11 protein-coding genes are annotated in these 14,591 nt (G+C 68.4%); 3 read left to right on the forward strand and 8 right to left on the reverse strand.

Annotated features, from left to right (window positions below; all coding sequences use genetic code 11):
* Positions 1 to 64: 64 nt before the first annotated feature.
* From ACH41F_RS05120 to ACH41F_RS05140, 5 genes are all read right to left on the reverse strand, one after another.
* The gene (locus ACH41F_RS05120; protein WP_398833069.1) at positions 65 to 1,414 is read right to left on the reverse strand and encodes a serine hydrolase domain-containing protein; all 1,350 of its coding nucleotides are present in this window, start codon (positions 1,412 to 1,414) and stop codon (positions 65 to 67) included.
* Between the two features lie 212 nt (positions 1,415 to 1,626).
* Positions 1,627 to 2,835, reverse strand: a complete 1,209-nt coding sequence (locus ACH41F_RS05125) for a cytochrome P450 (protein ID WP_391237673.1) — start codon at positions 2,833 to 2,835, stop codon at positions 1,627 to 1,629.
* A gap of 1,812 nt (positions 2,836 to 4,647) precedes the next feature.
* Positions 4,648 to 5,385 carry a thioesterase II family protein gene (locus ACH41F_RS05130; RefSeq protein WP_398833073.1) on the reverse strand — a complete coding sequence of 246 codons (738 nt, stop codon included), beginning with the start codon at positions 5,383 to 5,385 and terminating at the stop codon, positions 4,648 to 4,650.
* A gap of 638 nt (positions 5,386 to 6,023) precedes the next feature.
* On the reverse strand, positions 6,024 to 6,362 hold the full coding sequence (locus ACH41F_RS05135) for a TfoX/Sxy family protein (protein WP_391237679.1): 339 nt from the start codon (positions 6,360 to 6,362) through the stop codon (positions 6,024 to 6,026).
* Positions 6,363 to 7,524: 1,162 nt separating this feature from the next.
* A complete protein-coding gene (locus tag ACH41F_RS05140; RefSeq protein WP_398833075.1) occupies positions 7,525 to 7,881 on the reverse strand; it encodes a MerR family transcriptional regulator in 357 nt (118 codons plus the stop codon).
* Between the two features lie 426 nt (positions 7,882 to 8,307).
* Between ACH41F_RS05140 and ACH41F_RS05145 the strand changes: the two genes are divergently transcribed.
* Positions 8,308 to 9,213, forward strand: a complete 906-nt coding sequence (locus tag ACH41F_RS05145; RefSeq protein WP_398833078.1) for an NADP-dependent oxidoreductase — start codon at positions 8,308 to 8,310, stop codon at positions 9,211 to 9,213.
* Positions 9,214 to 9,551: 338 nt separating this feature from the next.
* Positions 9,552 to 9,869 (forward strand): hypothetical protein, encoded by a 318-nt coding sequence (locus ACH41F_RS05150; RefSeq protein ID WP_398833081.1) that lies wholly within the window; start codon positions 9,552 to 9,554, stop codon positions 9,867 to 9,869.
* 46 nt (positions 9,870 to 9,915) lie between these two features.
* Here the strand turns inward: ACH41F_RS05150 and ACH41F_RS05155 are convergent, their stop codons facing one another.
* The 3 genes from ACH41F_RS05155 to ACH41F_RS05165 form a co-directional block, all read right to left on the reverse strand.
* A complete protein-coding gene (locus ACH41F_RS05155; protein WP_398833083.1) occupies positions 9,916 to 11,022 on the reverse strand; it encodes a phosphotransferase family protein in 1,107 nt (368 codons plus the stop codon).
* A gap of 175 nt (positions 11,023 to 11,197) precedes the next feature.
* Positions 11,198 to 12,109 carry a GntR family transcriptional regulator gene (locus ACH41F_RS05160; RefSeq protein WP_391237695.1) on the reverse strand — a complete coding sequence of 304 codons (912 nt, stop codon included), beginning with the start codon at positions 12,107 to 12,109 and terminating at the stop codon, positions 11,198 to 11,200.
* Positions 12,110 to 12,437: 328 nt separating this feature from the next.
* A complete protein-coding gene (locus tag ACH41F_RS05165) occupies positions 12,438 to 12,668 on the reverse strand; it encodes a hypothetical protein (RefSeq protein ID WP_398833086.1) in 231 nt (76 codons plus the stop codon).
* A gap of 761 nt (positions 12,669 to 13,429) precedes the next feature.
* Here ACH41F_RS05165 and ACH41F_RS05170 point away from each other — a divergent pair.
* Positions 13,430 to 14,527 (forward strand): UDP-glucuronic acid decarboxylase family protein, encoded by a 1,098-nt coding sequence (locus ACH41F_RS05170; protein WP_398833088.1) that lies wholly within the window; start codon positions 13,430 to 13,432, stop codon positions 14,525 to 14,527.
* Positions 14,528 to 14,591: the final 64 nt, after the last annotated feature.

Here is a 14,591-nt window from a genome sequence, read left to right on the forward strand (position 1 = left end):
GCGGGGAGAGGTGCGTCCGGATACGCCGGGACGGCTGGGGTGGGGCTGCCGGAACCGCCGTGGGTCAGGCGGTGCCGACGCGACGGGCCGTACGACCGGAGATCTGCACGCGGTCGACGCTTCCGTCGACGGGGTCGCGGTGGAAACGTCCGCCGGGTTCCCTCCGGCCGGTGACCGGGTCGACCAGGTCACAGGTCAGATCGGGATAACAGACCAGCGGCAGCGGCAGGTCACCGTCGATCGACAGCGAGGGCCGGCCGTCCGGGTCGAGGCTGATCCGGTACTCGGTCGTCCCGTTGCGGTACGTCCCGGCGCATTCGGGGAGGCTGACGGGCTGACCCCGGTCGACGCTCGCGGGAGTGGCGGGCACGCGCATGCCGGTGAGCCGGGTGAGGGTGTCGGCCAGGTCCCGCCACAGGGCGGTGGCACCACCGGCGTTGCCGGTGAAGGCGACCACGACACCGCTGCGCGGCTCCGCGCGCAGATGGCAGGAGGTGCCCTGGGCGTTCCCGTCGTGGCCACACCACCATCGGCCGTCCTGCTGGTAGAGGGCGGCCCCCAGCCCCCAGGCGTCCGCCAGGGGTCCGGCCTCGATGTCCGGCTCGGGGCGCCGCATGAGCGCGGCGACGGTGGGCGGGACGACGGCGGACCGGCCGATCAGGGCCCTGCCCAGGGCGAGCAGATCATGGGCCCCGGCCAGGAGGGCGCCCGCCGGGGCCTCGACGGGGGCGAGGTTCTGGCGGGCCGGCCGCATGGCGCCCGTCGCGGTGTTGAGGGCGTGTCCGGTGGCGGTCGGGCGGCCGGGGGCACTCGCGCCGAGGAAGGCGGGCGTGGTGCCCAGGGGCTCCAGGAGCAGGACCCGGACGGCTTCCTGCCAGGTCATGCCCGTCACGGCCTCGATCAGCCGTCCCGCCGCCACGTAACCGACGTTGGAGTAGGAGAAGTCCGTCCCGGGTGCGAACAGCGCGTTCTCCGCGGTGCACTGTGTCGACAGATAGCGGGAGGCCGTCATGCCCGCCGCGGTGTCCGAGTCGGGGCCGGTGGGCAGACCGGCCGTGTGGGAAAGAAGGTGACGCACGGTCACCTTGGGTATGTCCTCGAACTCCGGGAGGTTGTCGGCGACGGCCTCGTCGAGGTCGAGATCCTCGTCGTCGACCAGCAGCATCACGGTGGCGGCCGTGTAGGTCTTGGTGACACTCCCCAGCGGCACGGCGGTGTCGGCCGTGAACGCGGTGCCGCGAATGGCGTCGGCCGTCCCGGTGTGCACGCTGACGACCTCCGTCCCGGTGTCGACGGCCAGGTGGGCGCCGGGCACGCGGTGGGTTCGCGCGAGGGTGTCGAGACTGTGCTGCAACGCCTGACGTAAGAGGGACGGTCGTGAGGCGGCGTCTAGAGCGGCGGTGGGGTAGTGCATGTGAAGGGGACTCCCGATGACTGTGTTCCATGGACATGACGCGAGGGCCGATGGGGATGAGCGGTTCGGCCGGACGCGTCGGTGCGGGTGTGGTGCGGGTGCGCTTCCTTGCGGGTGCTCTTCGATGCGGTGCGGTGCGGGTTCGCTTTGGTGCGGTGGGCGCTCTTCGGTGCGGCGCGGTGCGCTTCGATGCGGGTGCGCTTCGGTGCGCGCTAAGGCCTTGCGACCTCGACCGGCAGGTGGCGTACGCCGACGATGACGGCCGGGTTCTGGAAGGTGACCTCGTCGTAGTCAGGGACAGCCACGCTGGAGAAACGTTCATGCAGCATCCGAAGCGCGATCCGCGCCTCCAGGCGGGCCAGGGGGGCGCCGAAGCAGAAGTGGATGCCGTGACCGAAGGTCAGATGGGGGTTGGGGTTTCGGGCCGGATCGAAGACGTCCGGTTCGTCGAAGCGGGCGGGATCGCGGTTGGCGGCGCCCAGGTGAGCCACCACCATCGCGCCCTCGGGAATCTCCTGATCCCCGATCACCACCGGGCGCGTGGTGCGCCGGCCGAGTTCCGCGAAGGGGGGCAGCCAGCGCAGCACCTCCTCGATGGCCTCCGGCAGCCGCCCGGTGTCGGCACGCAACGCCTGGAGTGTGCCGGGGTGCCGGTCGAACGTGACGACAGCGTTGCCCAGCAGGGCCGTGGTGGTGATGTGCCCGGCGACCAGCAGCAACGCGACGAAACCGACGATCTCCTGGTCCTCCAGGCGGACACCGTCCACTTCGGCAGCCACCAGCTTGCTGGTCAGATCGTCCCCCGGCCGCGCTCGACACCTGCGGATATGGTCCAGGACGTAGCCGTTCATCTCCCGCACCGTCGGGGCGATGGCGTTCAGGGCGCGCTCCAGGTCGGCCATGCTGGGCGACTCGCCGAGTTCGTCCCCGCCGAACAGGGTGGCCGCCCACTCCTGGAAGAGCTTGTGGTCCGTGGCCGGGATACCGAGCAGTTCGGCGATGACGATGATGGGGAGCGGGTAGGCGAGGGCGTCGACCAGGTCGAACCGGTCACGGTCGGCGACGTCATCCAGCAACCGGCCGCACACAGATTCGATACGCGGCTCCAGCCCCATCACCGTGCGGGGAGTGAACGCCTGGCTGACAAGCGTCCGGAGCTTGCGGTGCTCCGGCGGGTCCATGCCGACGAAATTGCCTTGCCGGAAGACCTCGAAGTCCTCCTGGGTGGGCCCGATCGACGAGAAGTCGGAGGAATACGTCGCCGGGTCCGCGAGAATCCCGGCCACCGACGAGTAGTCCACCACCTGCCACGCGCCCTGCCGTTCGTCGTAATGAACGGGACCGCAGGCACGTAAGGACTGCCATCGCTCGCTCAGTCTGTCGAACGGCGAGTTCTTCTGGACCGATGGGTTGCCGGTCACCTTTTCTCCTTCGTGGGGAACGCGGGGACAGCGCATCCACAAGCGGGTCGGTCGACGGGGAGCCGCGGCCCCGGACGCGGGTCGCGCATGGGACCCGGGGCGCTCATGACAGGCAACCGGCTCTGCACGAGTGGCCAAACGGCCGATGCCTCGGAGCAGTGAGCAGCTCGAATTGCCGCGTCAAGCGTTTCGCGAACCGGCGCGGCTCCGACCGATTCGAACAGCCATTTGCCGTGCCTTACCCGGGGCCGCCACCCGCCTCACCCCATGCACTGCGGACCACATCGACTCCATACCATCCCTTGGACAAACGGCGGTACTTGTGGTGCACACCAAGCCGACATCACACATCTCCAGTGAACGCACCGCGCAAGTGCCGTACGGCGACTTCCGCTTGCCTTTATATAGGGCGGGCCCTTGGGTGGTCCCGCCCTTGCGGCTCCCTGCAAGGCTGCGCATCCCCGCCGGTCAGGGCAGGGCCTTACTCGCGACGAGCACCTTCGACCCGGTCGAACTCGGCGATAGTCTTCACGGTGGGTCAACCGACGGCAACCCCCTCAAGTTGAACGGAGGGGTATTCCGACAAGGCATCTCTCAGGGACCTCGGGCAGGCCGAAGCAAACCCGTCGACATCGCCCTGCACGCGTGCCCGGCGAACAGATGGCTAAACAACCCCACATGCTGAACCCACAATTCCCCTTAAGCGCACACCGCCCGCAACTCGCCTCACCTGCACAGAGATCGTTCGCCACGGCGGTACGAACGCACGTGGAAAGAATCGGAACACCTGATTCCAGGGTCGTCCGCCGCCGGGGACCCTCCTCGCGGAGCCCGGTAGTCGACTGCTGCCGCCACGGAAGCACGGCCGAGTCTCGACACTGCTTTCGGCCGAATCCCGCCGGGAGCGCATCGGGGGCGCGCTGGGCGCACTTCTCTCTCCTGTGCGCGGTGTGCGCGGGTGTGCGCCCGGCTCTGCCAGCGTCGGGCGCCGCTACGGGAGTTGCGATCACTACACCTGCCTGCCGGTCCGCCGCGCTGAAGCCACCGGGGTGAGCGCCTGGCGCCATCGATGGTCGGCGGGAAGGCGTGCGGAAGGGCGGGGGCGCACCCAGGACACGCGGACGAGGCGAGGCGGGGCGAGGCTAGCCGCCGTCCGGATCGAGCCGAGCGATACCGCGTGGCGTGACCACGGGGCGATGCCCCGCGGGGGTTCCGGCGGTCCGCGAGTCGCGGTGAGACGCGATGCGGTCTGGGGCGGGTGGGCAGCGGGCCCTCGCCGTGATCCTTCGGTGGCACTCGCCTGATGTGCGCGTGCGCCATGTTGTTGTTGGGTGGCCGACCGAGTTGAGTCGGCGTCACCAAATGAACGACGGGCCGTTAGCAGGGAAGCGGGGTGAACTTAACTGGTTCCCGACTGCCTGGCCGGACCCCGTGGCACGCGTGCCGATCACGTGCGTGAGGCAGCACTTTCCGCCGGTCACCGCGGCATCGAAAGACCGTCACCGCCGGGAGCCCCAGCGGCTCGCAAGGAGAAGTAGTGGAGACCTCCCCAGTCACGGTGAACGGCGCCGCCCCCTGCGGGCCAACGGGCGACCCGCGAACCGGACCGCTGTCGGCCCCGACCCGGCCGTCGCCGCCGAGGAAGACATCGCCTTGGCGACGGGGGCGCGTTCATAACCGTCGCCCTCCCCCGCCCGGCCACCTCGGCTACGACTCCGAGGCACCCGCGACGAGGCGCGGTCTCTGCCGAACTCGCGGCATGACGCCGGACGCCGAGAGAATCTCTGGACGCCCGGCGCCCTTCGCGTCACATCATGGGGTCGGCGCCAGGTCCGCACATACGGCTCTGAGTACCTCGTCCTCGCGCTCCCGTAGGTAGTGGTGCCCCCCTGGGAACGTCCGGACCCGGGCGCCGGCCTTCGTGACTTCCGCCCAGGAGGCCAGCTCGGCGACCGGACACGTCTCGTCCGCCTCACCGCCAAACGCCGTGATGGGCGCCCGAAGCGGTGTCAACTGCTCCGGCCGGTAGCGGTCCAGCAGGGCCAGGTCCGCCCGCAGCGGCGGAAGGATGACGGGCAGCAGCTCCGGATGGTCGTACACCACGACGTCCGGCCCACCCAGCCGCCGCATCGCCGCGATCAGGTCCTCGTCGCCCAACCGGTGCCGTTGCTCCCCGTGGGCCCGGTGGGGGGCGGGCCGCGCGGAGACGAAGACGTGGTCCATCACGAAGCCGTCCGCGCGCTCCAGCAGGCTGGCCAGCTCGTAGGACACGATGGCTCCCATGCTGTGCCCGAAGAGTGCCATGGGAAGGTCCGTCAACGGACGTAGTGCCTGCGCCAGTTGGTCGGCCATCTCCGCCATGACCCCGATGGGTTCCTCGGCCAGCCGGTCCTGTCGGCCCGGGTACTGCACCGCGACGAGTTCCACCCCGGCCGGCAGCCGACCTGCCCAGCCGGCGTAGGAACCAGCGGTCCCGCCCGCGTGCGGCAGGCAAACCAGGCGGCTGGCCACCGGCTCCTCCACCGGATGTCGGCGCAACCATTCACCCATTGATCTCACTCCCCGCCTCGCGCACTCATGCGCAGCTCGTTCCACGTGCCTCGCCGAGCCGGTCAATACCCTGGGCGACGCGGTCCATTCGTTGAAACGAGACCAATGCCATGGATACGCGGAGGATCGCGGCGGCGTGCCCCCTCCCCCGGCGACATCCTCCTGTCCAGGGCTGGGCGTGCACCCTGCCATGACTGCGCACCGGCTGATGAGTGGGCTGGTGGCGGCGATGTGGTCGCCGGCCTCTGATGCGGCGTGCAGGAGCTCCCACACCAGCTTGCGCATCACCCACCGGGACTTGGTCCCCCGCAGCGTCGCCAACGGCGTCCGCACCCGGTTGGTGGCCCACAGACCCCGCACGTCCTGCTGCTCGGCCGTCTCCGCTTGCAGCTGTTCCGCGTAGGCCGGTTGTTGTTCGGCGAGGTGCCCTGCCGCCATGTCGACAAGGGTGATCTCCGTGGCGGTGCGGTCCTGGCTTGCGGTCGCGTTGACACGCGCGAGCAGTGGGCGGACTTGCGAGAAAGCGCTCGATGCGCGGGCCTCCTCCAGGCGGGAGAAGGGCTTTCAGCGCATCTGGGTCTGATCCTCCAGCCAGCGTCCCAGGTCCGCGAGGGGGGCACACGCCAAGCAGGGCCAGGTCAACCGTCGGCGCTTACCTTCGTGTTGTATTCGAGCGCCTCGTTCAACCAGAAGTTGAATGCCTGGTCCGACGCAGTGCCGCCATCGCCGACAACGATCCAGCCCTTACTCATCTTGCGGCCACGCATCTCCGGCCAGCTGGCACCTTCGCGCTCGAGCAGGGCCTCGATTCTGTTGGGATCACAGCGGACCATGAGCTGACCACCTGCGTTCGCGGTAACGGCGATCTTGCCGTTGACCATGAAGCTGAGCCCGCCGAACATGGGCACCTCGCGCACCTGCGCCACTCCTGCAAGGGCTTCACGAATGCGGTCTGCGAGCTCCCTGTCGTACGCCATGAGCCACCGTCCTCCTAGCCGGCCTCGCAACGGGCCAGCGTCGGTTCGCCGCTCCATACGGCGGCCAGGCCGCCATCGTAGAGGGGGACGTCGGCTCCGCTCATCAGCTTGAGAACAGCGACAGCACTGCCGTGCGCACAGTGTCGGGATGGTCATCGACCAACCCCCGGCGCCCCGCCTTCAGCGTCTCATCGACGGACCTGCTGCGGCTGTCCGAGCGGACCCGACCGGGTGGCCGTACCGGCGGCGCTGAGCAGCGCTGGATCGGTGTTCGCGCCTCGGTGGCTGTCGCAGGTTCTGCAGCTGCGCAGGCCGTGTCTGCTCGCGGTGCGGCTGATGCCCCAGTTGAGGACGAGCTACAACAAGGCGCGGATCGGGGGGGTGGCTGCGGTCGGCACCGATCTGCCCGGGTGGGACGCCCCGGCGGGTGAGGGTTGCGTCGACGGCCTGGACGTAGGGCCTGTGCGGCAGTTGCTGTGCCGCAGCGGGGCTCAGGACGGGCGGGTTGAGGATCACCCTTCAACTCCCGTGCGTGGGCCGGTCATGAGGCGCGGCGGTAAATGGCGGCCGGGCCGACGATTCGGGGGCCGAACTTCCCGCGGATACGGTCGATGGCGTCTTCGGCAATCAAGCGGTCCTCGCATGCGCTGTCGAGGCTGATCTGCTCGGCGGGCTGATCGCCACTGATGAGGAGGTCGACCCGGACCGCGTGAACGGCGGCACAGTCGATGACGTGCCGGTCGGAAACTACGGCGGACGGCGGCTAAGGCGGCCAGGGCGCGGAAGATGACGGGGCGGGGATCAAGGCCGGGGGCACGCTCGGCGGCGATCCGGCCCGCGCCGCGCCCCCGCCCAGCAGGCGGGCATCGTGGCAGGCGGAACCGCGGCCAGCGGGCCGACACAGTGAATGCCGTAGTCGCGCAGCACCGCACCGACGCCTGGCGGGGTCCGATGCCGTGCAGGGCCTCCACGGGCAGCGGTCCGCCACCCCTGCCAGCAACCTCGTCGGGGCCGATGGCGAGGACGCCGCCTCCTCGCCGCTGACCCGGCGTGGCGATGGCGCTCACGGACCCGACCGCGTAGCGAGCCCCCGGCCTGCACGCGCGACGTCGCCCGGTAGATGCCGGATAGATGAGGGCCCCGTCCCCTCACGGCGGGTTGATCAGTCCTGCGCCACGTTCGCCGCGGTCACATTCTCGATCACGCGGCCGAGTTTGGTCTTGGCCCGGGTCAGGTCCTGGATGCGTGCGGCGATGCGGTCGCGTTCGACGATGAGCTGGTCGAGCATGGCGGGAGTCGCGACGCCGGTGCTCACGCACGGCAGGAGTTCGACGACGGTACGGCTGGAGAGGCCGGCCGCGAAGAGGTCCTGGATGAGCTGGACCCGCTCCAGGGCTTCGTCGGGATAGTCCCGCTGCCCGCCGGGCGTCCGCATCGATTCTAGGAGCCGCTGTTCCTCGTAGTAGCGCAGGGCCCGCACGCTGACCCCTGACCGCCTGGCGAGCTGTCCGATGCGCATGGCGCAGGCCACTCCCTTCCCACTCATACCTCACGTTCACGTCAGGTTTAGGCTAGCAATACCCGCTTCAGGAGGACCTCTTGGGCCCGATCGAGCCGTTAGCGACGCCAAAATTGATCATGATCTGGCGGCGGGGATCCGAGGGCGTTCACCCGCTTCACGTACGCACGGCAGTCCTCGCGTCGCGCCGGGATCGCCGAGCCACCCGGGGGCACATGGATGTAGACCGTGACGGGCGGCGTGTTCCCTCGTAAGGGCCCGGGCCCCCGCCCTCACCCCGCCCGCTCGGCCACCTCACCCATCCGCGCCTGCCCTCTTCCGGCCGGGCGGAGTTTGGGCTTGCACCTCACGTCAACGTCAGGTTCTAGGGTGACGAGGCGTCGGATGAACACGTCATTCCGGCCCATCAAAGTGAGGCAGACCATCATGCGCGCAGCCCGATTCCACGAATACGGCGGAGCGGAGAACCTGGTGATCGAGCTGGCTCCCGACCCCCACCCCGGACCCGGTGAGATCCGTGTCCGCGTCGCGGCGGCCAGCGTCAATCCCATCGACTGGAAGCTGCGCGCCGGCGCCCTGCACCAGTTGATTCCCCTGGAGTTGCCCGCTGTTCCCGGGCGCGACGGCGCCGGTGTGGTCGACGAGATCGGCGACGGGGTGCGGGGGGTGAGCATCGGTGACCGTGTCTTCGGACTGGGCGGTGTCACCGGGGCGATCGCAGAGCTGCTCATCCTCTCGGCCTGGGCGCACACTCCCGCCACGTGGAACGACGAGCAGGCCGCTGGTGCCGGTCTCGCGTCCGTGACCGCGATGGGTGGACTGAACGCGCTCGGTTCCCTCTCGGGGCGCACCCTTCTCGTCGAGGGCGCCGCCGGAGGCGTGGGCAGCGCGGCGGTCGAGATAGCGGTAGCGCAAGGCGCCACTGTGATCGGGACAGCCAGTGAACGCAACCACGAGTTCCTCACGTCTCTCGGCGCCGTCCCCACCACCTACGGCCCAGGCCTCGCACAGCGCCTCACCACCCTCGCTCCGCACGGCATCGACATAGCCCTCGACACCGCGGCCTCCGGCTCTCTGGACGACCTCGTCGCGATCACAGGTGATCCGAAGCGCGTCGCGACGGTCGCCGACCACGCGGCCGGGCACCGCCTGGGCACGCATGTCGTCAACGCGGAGAACGATTCCACTCTCCTGTCCGCGGCGGCGGAACTGGGCGAGCAAGGCCGCTACACACCCCGCATCGAACGGACCTACCCCCTGGAGCAGATCGCCGACGCCCACGCGCACGCCGAGCGCGGACGCACCCGAGGAAAGATCGTGATCTGCATCTGACCAGGCCTGCGCGGTAGGTAACTCGCAACGTGCGCAGGCGCGTTGGGAGCGTGCCCGCGATCGGTACCGTCGAGCTGGCGGTCCGAAGCGGACCACTCGGGCACCGCACGTGGCACCCGAGCAGCTGGCTCTCTCCGTGATCCGCTGGATCAGTGTCGAGTCAATCGCTGGCCTGTACGACGAAAGCCGCAGATGGTGTCCCTCGTCGTGCGGCTCGTCCGGCGACACTCACCGCCCCGACAAAGCAGGTCAACTGGCCCGCCTGAAGCAGAGTGACGGCCCGGCCCATCACGGTGGGCGGGGGCGGTCCTTGTGCCTGCTGCCTCTACGGTGGCTCCGTGGTGAGACGAAAGCGCGAGAAGAAGAGACGACCTCCCTCCGGCATGCCGAAGGACATCGTCCTGCTCGCGACGCCAGAAGGCTGGCGACTCAGTGTCCTCACCGTGGAAGGCGGAGTGCTCTGCGGGCGCCTCGCCGACGTTCCGCTCAACGCCAGCCCCACCGAGGCACGGACCGCCGCGGCGGCCATGGTGGCGGGACTCGCACATGAGTCCCACAACGTACGCGTCGACGTGACCTGGGATCCGCCCCGAGAACCGGGGTCCTGGACCGCCCAGGTCACCGTCGCCTCGACCTCACCGGGGGCCTGTGATTGACGAGACGCCTGGAAGGTGAGCGCGTGGGCATTACCGACGGTGACGGCTAGGCCGTGTACGACGGGCAGAGTGTGGACGGGTGCCACTGGTGCAGGATGTCGCGGACATTCTCCGGGTCTGGGAGGCGACGCAAACCGAGCGGGGCTGCGGCCGTCTCAAGCGCCTGGCGCACGCCTCTCACCGCCTTCCTCATGAGGAGGTCAGCCGTACGCTCGTCGCATGGCGTGGACTGCAGAAGCTGGGTGGCTCTGATGACATCGGGGAAGACCGACTGCGCCCTTTCGAAGTTGAGGTAGTGCAGCAGGTCGCGCCGCAGGCCCGCGGTCGCCGCCGCGCGGACCTGTTCGACGGCTTTGGTCCACGCCCTGATCAGCCGACTCGCCTGTCGTTTCGTGTAGCGCATGCGGACTACATGGACAGCGAGATCGTGCAGGGGGTCACCGAACGTCGCGAGTTCCCAGTCGACGGCGATCAGCGGAGGCCTGCGGGCGTCTGTCACGACGACGTTGTCCCGGTGGAGATCCCCGTGGACCAGCCCGAAGGGGCGGTCCGTCAGGGGCGGCAGCCTCTCGACCAGCTGGTGCAGAGCGTCCTTCGGGACGCCCAGCTCGGTGAACAGAGCACCGTAGCGCGGCCAGTTGGGGAGCAAGATCTGGTCGTCGGTCAGCCGTACCAAGGCATGCAGAAAGCCTCGGCTGTCGTTGTCGCGGCGGGGCCAGAAAGCCGGCAGGTCTGGCAGTGCGTCCCGAGGGACCGTCGTGGTACGGGCAAGAAGACTCGCCAGCTCAAGAGTTCGAAAGCGAGGCAGCCCCTTCGTCGCCGGGTGTGGCGTGGACAGCGGGACACCTTCGGTATAGCTGAGCACCGTCGCGCACGGTGTCCTGGCCAGGCACTTCGGGACCTGCGACAGGCGGCCGTCCAGGGAGCGCAGAAGTTCGGCCTCGTCCGGCCAGGTCCTGATGACCACCGGGATGGCCTCGGGCCGGGGAATACGAACCAGCACGGGGGTTCCGGGCTGGATGTCCGGCAGGCAGGCCGGCATCGGTTCGTTGAGCCGCACCACGTGGTTCTGATGGTGGTGGCCGGCGCCGATAAGGCTGGACCTCTGCGCTAGCCGGACGAACTCGTCGTCGGCAAAGAATGGGGCGAGCACGGTCCTCCCGGAACACCTAGAGCATCAGGTGGTTCCGAAAGGCGCCCTGACCTGATCTGATCCAGTAAAGGTGGGGCACACCTTATGTCGGGTCGACGACTGCTGGAGGCCACCACAGAGATTTCCCCGGAAAGCCTGATTCCGTCGACCCGAAGTGGTTGTGAGGGAGCCTGAATTATTCACCTAAATGTTCCCAGAGCGAATCGAACCACGCTTGGTGGCCATCCACCCATGCCGCCTGGGCGTCGGTCGTTTCGGTGCCCTTGTCGAAGTAGGTCCCCGTGGCACCGAGGCTGAGTACGTCGATCGCATCAACGAACTCCGTGTCCTGCTGCATGGCGCCGTCCAGAGGAATGCGGCGTTGCACCAATTTGTAGGGCGCCTGGAAGACATGCCTCCGATTCAGGATGTAAAGCTTGAACACCGGAGGAATGGGGACGCGCTTGACTTCGAAGTCGAGGTGCTCAACCAGGCCGTTTGCCAGGAGGTTGCGGAGCGTTCTCCCCAGTGACCGCAGGCGCAAATCGGAGATGTCCCACAGGCGCTCTGTCACGCGCGTGTCGTCCGGTTCGGCCACGCTACGCGGATACGGCAGGTGCGTGGTCCTGGTCGGCAACAGCATCCTGATACGGATCCGGCGTGGTACGGCGACCAGCCCGTCGTGACCGGGCTCGACGGGCGCCTCACCCTGAAGGTGCCCCGTCAGGGCACTGAGGTAGGTATCGAGCGACTCGGACGTCAAGCAATAGACGTCGAGTGACATCTCCTGCTCGGCCAGGGCCTGCTCAAGGAACGGACGCAGCCCCAGCCTCCTCATTCGGGGGACGCTGTCCACCTCGGACGTGGCTTCTGGCCCTCTGATGACGTACGAACCACTGCCCTGCTGGGACCTGATCCACCCCTCGTCGGCCAGCTCCCGCAAAGCGCGCTGGACCGTGTCCCGGGAGACGCCGAATTCCGTGGCCAGTTCACGCTGGGCCGCCAGCCTCGTTCCTTTCGGGTACTTCAGGGCGATGATCCGCTCGCGCAACTCGTGGGCAACGCGCCGAGTCTCCTTGCCGCTTGCACCACTCCGTTCGCCACTCACACAACGACCGTACCGCGCACAGCAGTTGGAGAGACCCAGTTTCAGTCAAGTTGGCAGGCGAAGAGTACGGCGCGTTATTGGATCGACCAGTCCGGGGAGACCAATAACAGGCCGGAGCAGTCCAATTTGCCGGTCCATCGTCAAGTTCGCCCAAGTGGACGGGAGTCGTCGTGATCTTCTGGGATTGCTTACGCCTACTGGCACAGATCGCCTGGGGACGCTGCTCCTGATGCTGGTCAGCGTCGGGATCATGCGTCCGCCCCGTAACGGGGCCATCGAGCCCTCGGGAAGCCGGGAACCGTCCGAAACGAACCGGAAGGGCGTCGTGTCATACCACTGGTTGGCGGCGCTGCTCGTGCTGCTGATGCTCTACTCCTGAGGGCCCAGCCAACTCATGGATCCGCGGGATCATTTCCTTGGCGACATCCGACGCGGAGTGCACCGCGAACAGGCGACAGATCGGGCCGTCGAGATCCCACAGGACATATCGAACCCGCGGGATCAGATCACACAAGTACTCGGTCGAGGCAGAGGTGCGTGGAGTCGTGTCACGGGTCATCAGGCGAGTGTGGGATCAGTGGCTGCGGTTGCCCAGAGGCCGTACCCACGGAACGGGAGAATCAGGAAGCCATGCGCCCCTCCCGTCACACGGGCCGCGCCCACCCGGATCTCCAACGATTGAGCATGTCACCGCCAGCCAGCGCTGCCAGCCAGCGCCACCTGACTGGATCAGCCGCCCTGCGCTGACGATGAAGTAGTCGACCCAGGTGTCCCCCTCACCACTGTTGTAGTGCACAACAATGCTGTGCCCGCCCGCGAGCGGGCTGCGGGTCTTCATCCATCCCCACCAGATGGGGGCGGCCCAGAACCCCGGCTACGCCAGGAATGCGCCCGACTCCGCCCCCCGTTTCGCGAAGCCCCCGTCGCGGCCTGACCCTCAGCGTCCGCGGCACGACCACCCCATGAGGCGGCCGCGCGCAACCACAGGCCCGTCCACGCCGCGCACCGGCATGCCCGTCGGTCCGGCAGGGAGCGCGCCCGCCGCCGTCTCACACGTGCGGGTGATGCCGCTCGGCCTAGCCGTTCGAAGGAGAAGCCCCATGCAACGGGAGAGTCGGGCTGCGTGTGCCCCGCGTGCGGTGTCTGCCGAACGGCCCAGCGCTCGATTCGCTCTCACGTAAATAGCAATTTATGTCCATATCCTCGTCCGTGCGTTGTGTGACAGATCGCTCCGCTTCTCGGTTCGTCCGGTGATGTTCTTTCAGGTCGTCCGTGCGGCGGGGTGCAAGGCACTTCCGGTTCCGATTCCTGGAGAAACAAATGCGCGTTGCCGTGACCGGTGGCGGTGGCTTTCTCGGGTCCCACCTGTGCGAGGCGCTCCTGCGTCGCGGCGATTCGGTGGTGTGCCTGGACAACTACTCGACGGGCGCCCCCGAGAACATCGCCCACCTTCTCAGCGAGCCGGGATTCGAGTTCCGGCTCGCTGATGTGAGCGAGGCCGTGGAGGTCGCCGGCCGGGTCGACGCAGTCGCTCACCTGGCGTCTCCCGCGTCCCCGCCCGACTACCTGCGGCAGCCACTGGAGACCCTGGCGGTCGGCAGCCGCGGCACCGAGAACGCCTTGCGGCTGGCTCTGCGCCACGACGCCCGTTTCATTCTCGCGTCGACCAGTGAGATCTACGGAGACCCGCTGGTCCATCCTCAAGAGGAGACGTACTGGGGAAACGTCAACTCGATCGGCCCGCGCAGCGTCTATGACGAGGCGAAACGCTATGCCGAAGCGGTGTCGGCCGCGTATCGCCGCATTCACGATGTGAACGTCGGCATCGCCCGGATCTTCAACACCTATGGTCCGCGGATGCGGCCTCACGACGGCCGCGTGGTGTCCAGCTTCATCACCCAGGCACTGACCGGTGAGCCGCTCACGATCTACGGCGATGGCAAACAGACCCGCAGTTTCTGTTACGTCGACGATCTGGTCCGCGGCCTGCTCGCCCTGCTCGACTCCTGCGAACTGGGCCCGTTCAATCTCGGCAATCCTGTCGAGCACACCGTCGTCGAGCTCGCCGATCTGGTGCTCGCGATGACCGGTTCCGCGTCCGAGGTGAAGTACCACCCGCTGCCGGTCGACGATCCGGTCCGCCGACGCCCCGTGATCACCCGAGCCCGTGAAGTCCTGGGCTGGGAGCCAGAGTTCGACATCAGCGATGGTCTGCGTCGGACCGTCACGTACTTCGCCGCCCGCCCGGACCGGTTGCGCGCGTCTGCCGCGGCGATCCGGGGCGGCCAGGACGAAACCGTGCCCCTGGCCGCCGTCACGCATCCGGCCGCCCTGACCGCTCAGACGATCCCCTGCCCGGTCACCGTCGCCCGCGGGGTTCCCGCCGCACCCGGGGGGCCGTCCGCGACGGCCGGCTGATCCGCATGCCACGGCCGGACCACAGGGGCCGGCCGCGGCAGCCCTTGCGCCCTGTTCCTGCCTG

Source organism: Streptomyces sp. NPDC020489 (genome assembly GCF_044386545.1).
Classification (GTDB): Bacteria; Actinomycetota; Actinomycetes; order Streptomycetales; family Streptomycetaceae; genus Streptomyces.